The 6288-nt window shown below is 71.7% G+C and carries 4 protein-coding genes; 3 read left to right on the plus strand and 1 reads right to left on the minus strand.

The window, feature by feature from the left end:
• Positions 1-193: 193 nt before the first annotated feature.
• Complete coding sequence (locus tag C593_RS28900) at positions 194-1699, plus strand: NAD(P)/FAD-dependent oxidoreductase (RefSeq protein WP_018846270.1); 1506 nt, start codon at positions 194-196, stop codon at positions 1697-1699.
• 187 nt (positions 1700-1886) lie between these two features.
• Positions 1887-3572, plus strand: coding sequence for a SpoIIE family protein phosphatase (locus tag C593_RS0105365; RefSeq protein WP_026277377.1), 1686 nt, complete (start codon positions 1887-1889; stop codon positions 3570-3572).
• 56 nt (positions 3573-3628) lie between these two features.
• Here the strand turns inward: C593_RS0105365 and C593_RS0105370 are convergent, their stop codons facing one another.
• Positions 3629-4903 (minus strand): MFS transporter, encoded by a 1275-nt coding sequence (locus tag C593_RS0105370; protein ID WP_018846272.1) that lies wholly within the window; start codon positions 4901-4903, stop codon positions 3629-3631.
• A 164-nt stretch (positions 4904-5067) separates the two neighbouring features.
• Here C593_RS0105370 and C593_RS0105375 point away from each other — a divergent pair, with 164 nt between their 5' ends.
• Positions 5068-5634, plus strand: coding sequence for a MarR family transcriptional regulator (locus tag C593_RS0105375; RefSeq protein WP_018846273.1), 567 nt, complete (start codon positions 5068-5070; stop codon positions 5632-5634).
• The last annotated feature ends 654 nt before the right edge of the window (positions 5635-6288 follow it).

Here is a 6288-nt window from a genome sequence, read left to right on the forward strand (position 1 = left end):
GAGCGCCCCCCGATCGGAGCAAGGACCGGATCGCTCCCAATTCCGCCCCCGCCCTCTCGCACCCTCCTCGCCGCTGACCTGCGGACCTTCCGAAATGCCCCGGATCTCCTGCCGACCCGGCCGCCGACGCCTTCCGGTCACACAATTCGCCGGGCCTGTGGACAAACGCCGGAGCCCGTTGCGTCATGGGACGGTGAAGGCTGCGAACCCCCGGGACACGACCCCCGGCACCCCGCCCCGCACGCGGATCCTCGTCGTCGGCGGCGGCTACGTCGGGATGTACACCGCGCTGCGCCTCCAGCGGAAGCTGAAGCCCGAGCTCGACCGGGGCGGGGCGGAGATCGTCGTGGTCGCTCCCGACCCGTACATGACGTATCAGCCGTTCCTCCCGGAAGCCGCCGCGGGCTCCATCTCCCCCCGCCATGTGGTGGTGCCCCTGCGCCGGGTCCTCGGCAGGTGCCGCATCGTCATCGGGGAGGCCCGGGCCGTCGACCACGCCAAGCGCGTGGCGACCGTCGTCACCCTCGCCACCGAGGAGGAGGGCACCGGCGCCGTCGAACTCGGCTACGACGAACTCGTCATCGCCCCCGGCTCGGTCTCCCGCACCCTCCCCGTGCCCGGTCTCGCCGGCTTCGGCATCGGGTTCAAGACGGTCGAGGAGGCCATCGGCCTGCGCAACCACGTCATCGAGCAGATGGACATCGCCTCCTCCACCCGCGACCCGGCCGTCCGCGACGCCGCCCTGACCTTCGTCTTCGTCGGCGGCGGCTACGCGGGCGTGGAGGCCCTCGCCGAACTGGAGGACATGGCCCGCTACACCTCGCGGTACTACCACAACATCCGGCCCGAGGACCTGAAATGGATCCTCGTCGAGGCCGCCGGCCGCATCCTCCCCGAGGTCGGTGAGGAGATGGGCCGCTACGCGATCCGCGAGCTGCGCGCCCGGAACATCGACGTCCGCCTGGACACCCGTCTGGAGAGCTGCGAGGACCGCGTCGCCGTCCTCAGCGACGGCTCGCGCTTCCCCACCCGGACCTTGGTCTGGACGGCCGGCGTCAGACCCGCGCCCGTCCTGGCCGCCACCGACCTGCCGCTCGACGATCGCGGCCGCATCGTCTGCACCGCCCGGCTCTCCGTGGACGGCACCGACCACGCCTGGGCCGCGGGCGACGCGGCGGCCGTCCCCGACCTCACCGCCCGCGAGCCGGGCACGTACTGCGCGCCCAACGCCCAGCACGCGGTGCGCCAGACGAAGATCCTCGCGGAGAACATCGTCGCCTCGCTGCGCGGCCGGCCGCTCACCGAGTACGCCCACGACTACGCCGGCTCCGTCGCCTCACTCGGCCTGCACAAGGGCGTGGCCCATGTCTACGGGCGCAAGATCAAGGGCTATCCGGCCTGGTTCATGCACCGCGCCTATCATCTGAGCCGCGTCCCCACGTTCAACCGGAAGGCACGCGTCCTCGCCGAGTGGACGCTGTCCGGTCTCTTCAAACGCGAGATCGTCTCGCTCGGCTCGCTGGAGCACCCGCGCGCCGAGTTCGAGCTCGCCGCGGGTTCCGGCCGGTCCGGCGCCGCCCCGGACGCCCGCGGAGCGCGCAGCGGCGACGCGACCGGACCCCGGCAGGCCGATCCGCCCGGCGCCAGCCCGCCGCGCGACGGCAAGGACGAGTCCGCCGACGGCTCCCCGGACCGCTGACCCGGCGGCCCCGCCCGCGCCCGCCGCGCGGGTTCCCCGGCCCCGCCGCGCGGCACGAGGACGACCTGGCACGCGGCGCAAAGACGACTGTCAGTCCGGTCGGGGACACTGGACGTGTGACCATAGGTGGGCTCACACCTGCACAGAGTGACCCTTGGCAACCACCCCCATTGAGGCTTGAAAGTCAGTGAACTTCACGCGTTGGAGCGCAATGCTCCCCGGTACGCAGCGCCGCGCCGCAGCCCGAGGGGCGGACCAGGGTCACTCCGTGGCGCAGCGGGGCGAGGGCTCCGTGCCCGCCGCCCGTGGCGGCGCCGGCCGGCAGTCCGAGCAGGCCGCGGACGCCCTCCTGACCCTGGAGGACTTCGTCCTGCCCGAGATCCTCGGTAGCCTCCCGGCCCTGGTCGCCCTCGTGCACGGCCCCGACCACCGCATCGTCTACGTCAACGACGCGTACGCGGCGGCCTTCGGCGCGCGCCCGCCCGGCACCCCCGCGGCGGACAGCTGCCCGGAGCTCACCGAACTCGGGCTGCTGCCCCTCATGGACCAGGTCCTCCGCAGCGGGAAACCGCGCACGGTCAAGTCCCGCAGGATCCAGGCCGGCAGCGAGGCCCGGGGCAAGCGCGGGGAGGGCTCGTACACCGTCACCTGCCTGCCCGCAGGGCTGCGCGGCGGTGAGGAGACGGCCGGTGTCCTCGTCTTCGCCGCCGACGTCACCGACCACGCCGAGGCCGCCGAGCGGCTGCGCGCCAGCGAGCGCCGGCACCGCGAGACGGCGGTGACGCTGCAGCGTTCCCTGCTGCCCCAGGAGTTGGAGCAGCCCGACGACCTCCGCTTCGCCGCCACCTACCAGCCCGGCGGCACGGACGCGGCGGTCGGCGGCGACTGGTACGACGTCATCACCCTCGGCGCGGGCCGCACCGCGGTCGTCATCGGCGACGTGATGGGCAGGGGCGTGCGGGCGGCCGCCGTGATGGGCCAGCTCCGCACTGCGGTGCGCGCCTACGCCCGGCTCGACCTGCCCCCGCACGAGGTGCTGCAACTGCTCGACGGACTGGCGGCGGAGATCGACGCCAGCCAGATCGCCACCTGCGTCTACGCGGTCCACGACCCCAACGAGGGCCGCCTGGTCTACGCCTCGGCGGGCCATCCGCCGATCCTGGTGCGCGACGAGGACGGCACGGTCCGCCGGGCCGAGGAGCCGACCGGCCCGCCGCTCGGCATGGGTGGCTGGCTGCACACCTCGGGCAGCATCGCCCTGCCGCCCGGCTCCACCGCCGTCCTCTACACGGACGGCCTGGTGGAGCGCCGGCGCGAGGACATCGACGAGGGCATGGCGGCCCTCGAGCGCGCCCTGTCCGGGGCGACGGGCACCCCGCAGGTGGTCTGCGACCGGCTGCTGCGCTCCTTGGGCGTCACCGCGGAGCACGACGACGACGTGGCCGTGCTCGTCCTCCAGCACCCGGCGCGCGTCGGCGGGGACGCGGAGCTGTTCCACAACGCGGCCCTCGACCTGCTCGGCGGCACCGAGGCGGCGCCGCGCGCCCGGGCGTTCGCGTCCGGGGTGCTGGCCTCCTGGCGCTTTCCGACCGAGCTGCACGACCTCGGGGTTCTCGCGGTCAGCGAGCTGGTCGCGAACTCCCTCCAGCACGGCACCCCGCCGATGCGGCTGCGGCTGCGCCGCACCGACCGGCGGCTCATCGTCGAGGTGACGGACGGCGACGAGCACCTGCCCCGCCGCCGCAGGGCGGAGACGGAGGACGAGGCGGGCCGCGGGATCTCGATCATCGCGACGATCGCCTCGTCCTGGGGGTCCCGCCGCACACCGGACGGCGGCAAGGCCGTCTGGTGCGAGTTCGCCCTGCCCCGCTGACCGGCCGCGGCCCGATGGTGTCCGGTGGATCCGGGTCGGACACCCCGGGCCCGCTGCTAGCGCGCCGCGGCGACGCTGTCGCTCTCGTCGGGCATGTGTACGGCGACCACACGGGACTTCGCCGCGAGCCACGGCCGGTCCTGCGCTGGCGTGAGCCGCTTGCCCATCCGCAGTGCCAGGGCGGTGATGGCCAGCGAGAACAGTACGAACGTCACGATGTACGGGCCGTGCAGCGTGGCGCCCATCGGACCGCCGACAGCGGGCCCGATCGCCAGCGCGAGCTGCTTGACCAGCGCGAACGCCGAGTTGTACTGCCCGACCGTCCCCTCCGGGGCGAGATCCGCGACCAGCGGCGCGACGGTCGGCGACAGCATCGCCTCACCGAGTCCGAACAGCGCGTACGTCGAGATGAACGCGGCCGTGGCCATGGCCTGGCTGCCCTGGCCGAGTCCGGCCCAGCCCGCCGCCAGCCAGGCGACGGCCCAGATGATCCCGACGGCCGCGATCACCTTGCTGCGACTGCGCCGCTCGACGAAGCGCAGCACCAGGAACTGGGCGGCCACGATCACGGCGGTGTTCGCGGCGAGGGCGGTGCCGAGGGTCGCGGGCTCGATCCCCGCAGCCTCCGTGCCGTAGGCGGCGAGCCCCGACTCGAACTGGCCGTAGCACGCGAAGAAGAGGACGAATCCCAGGACGAGCAGCTGCACCATGGCGCGGTGGCCGAGCAGGGCGCGCATCCCGCCGCGGCCGCCGGTCCCGGAGGGACGCGCCCCGGGGAGGACGGCGCCGCCGGGCAGCCGGACGGTGAGTCCGATCCCGGCGAGGACCAGGAACATCACGGCCTCGATGCCGAACAGCAGCAGGAAGCTGGAGGGCCGGCTCGCGTCGACGATGTGGCCGCCGATCAGCCCGCCGAGACCGAGACCGAGGTTCTGCAGGAAGAACTGCATGGCGAAGGCGCGGGTCCGGGTGGTGCTGTCCGAACACCAGACGATCATGGTCGCCAGGGCCGGCTGCATCACCGCCGTACCGGCACCGAGCAGCGTCGCGGAGAGCACGGCCGACGGAACGGTGTCCGACAGGCCCAGCCCCGCGGCGCCGACCGCCGCGAGCAACGCGGCGGCTACCAGCACGGGCAGCGGCCCGCGCCGGTCGATGACCCGTCCGGTGAACGGCAGCACCACCAGCGCGGCCATGGCGAACACCGCGAGCACCACACCCGCCGTGGTCACACCGAGATCCCGCACCTGCGCCACATAGACGTAGAGGTACGGGACCGTGAAGCCGAGCCCGAACGCGCTCAGCGCGTTGCCCGCCTGAATCCGGCGCATCGCTGCGCCCCTCGCCCTGGTCACACTCACCCACTTCGACATCGCGGGCTGAGTCCTCCAGATCCGGAGGACTCAGCCCTGAAGACTTCAACACTAAAGTTCGATCCTTAACTCTACACACCGAAGGACTTCAACGCCAATGAGCGCATGCCATACTTCGCCGCATGCCAACCGAGCCCCCCGGTCCTCCGCTGTCCGGACCGCAGGAACCGACCCTCGACGAGCAGATCGCCGCCTACCAGCGTGAATACGGTGACCTCGACCCTCAGGTCGAGAAGGTGGTCTCCGCCCTCGGCCGGCTGAACCGGCGCATGAACGTCGCCTACGGCCGCCAGCTCGCCGACCTCGGCATCAGCAACGCGGAGTGGGAGGTCCTCAAGACCCTCGTCCTCGCCGGCACTCCGTACCGCCTCGGCCCGGGCGAGCTCGCGAAGCGCCTCGGCCTCACCCCGGCCGCGATGACCCACCGGATCGACCGGATGGCCGCCGAGGGGCTGGTGACCCGGGACCGCGACGAGAACAACCGGGTCCGCGTGATCGTCGAACTGACGGACGACGGCCGTACGAAGTGGCTGGAGGCGATGCGGATGGCCTCCACCTTCGAGGAGGACCTGCTTCAGGACCTCGCCGGCGACGAGCGCGCCCTCCTGGGCGACCTGCTGACCCGCTTGCTGCGGCGAGTGGAGGACGACCAGCCGGACGCGGGCGGCCGGCTCACTGACCTGGACTGACGGCGGCCACGGGTCGGCGCGGATCTCTGCTGAGCTGCGCCGCCAGGTCCGCGCCGAGGGCGGTTGACACGGTGCTTCCCGATCCGTAAGGTTCTTCGAGTTGTCACGGAGCCGGAACGGTTCCTCGGCAACCATCCTCGCCGCGTATGCGGCAGCCAACCTCAGTACGATCTCCCAGCCGGGACGCATTTCGGCATGCCGAAATGTATTTCGAATGGCCCGATTATGAGCCGCCCGGGAAATCCGCTAGAGTTTGGGCGTCGGAACGGCTCAACGGCCGGGAGGGCGAACCCCGCTGACTGGGAATCAGGCCCGAAAGAGTCTGATAGAGTCGGAACCGCCGGAAGGCCGAAAGGGCCGGAAAGCGGAGAGTGAAACCGAGGAAATCGGATCGGGAAACGGTCTGATAGAGTCGGAAACGCAAGACCGAAGGGAAGCGCCCGGAGGAAAGCCCACAGAAGTTCTGGGGGTGAGTACAAAGGAAGCGTCCGTTCCTTGAGAACTCAACAGCGTGCCAAAAATCAACGCCAGATTAGTTGATACCCCGTCCAGCCGACGTGAGTTGTTGGTTGGTCGAGGTTCCTTTGAAGAAACACAACAGCGAGGACGCTGTGAACCGTCGGGTATTTTCCGCCCGGCTGGTTCCGCTCCCTG

The sequence above is a fragment of the Streptomyces sp. CNT372 genome (assembly GCF_000377145.1).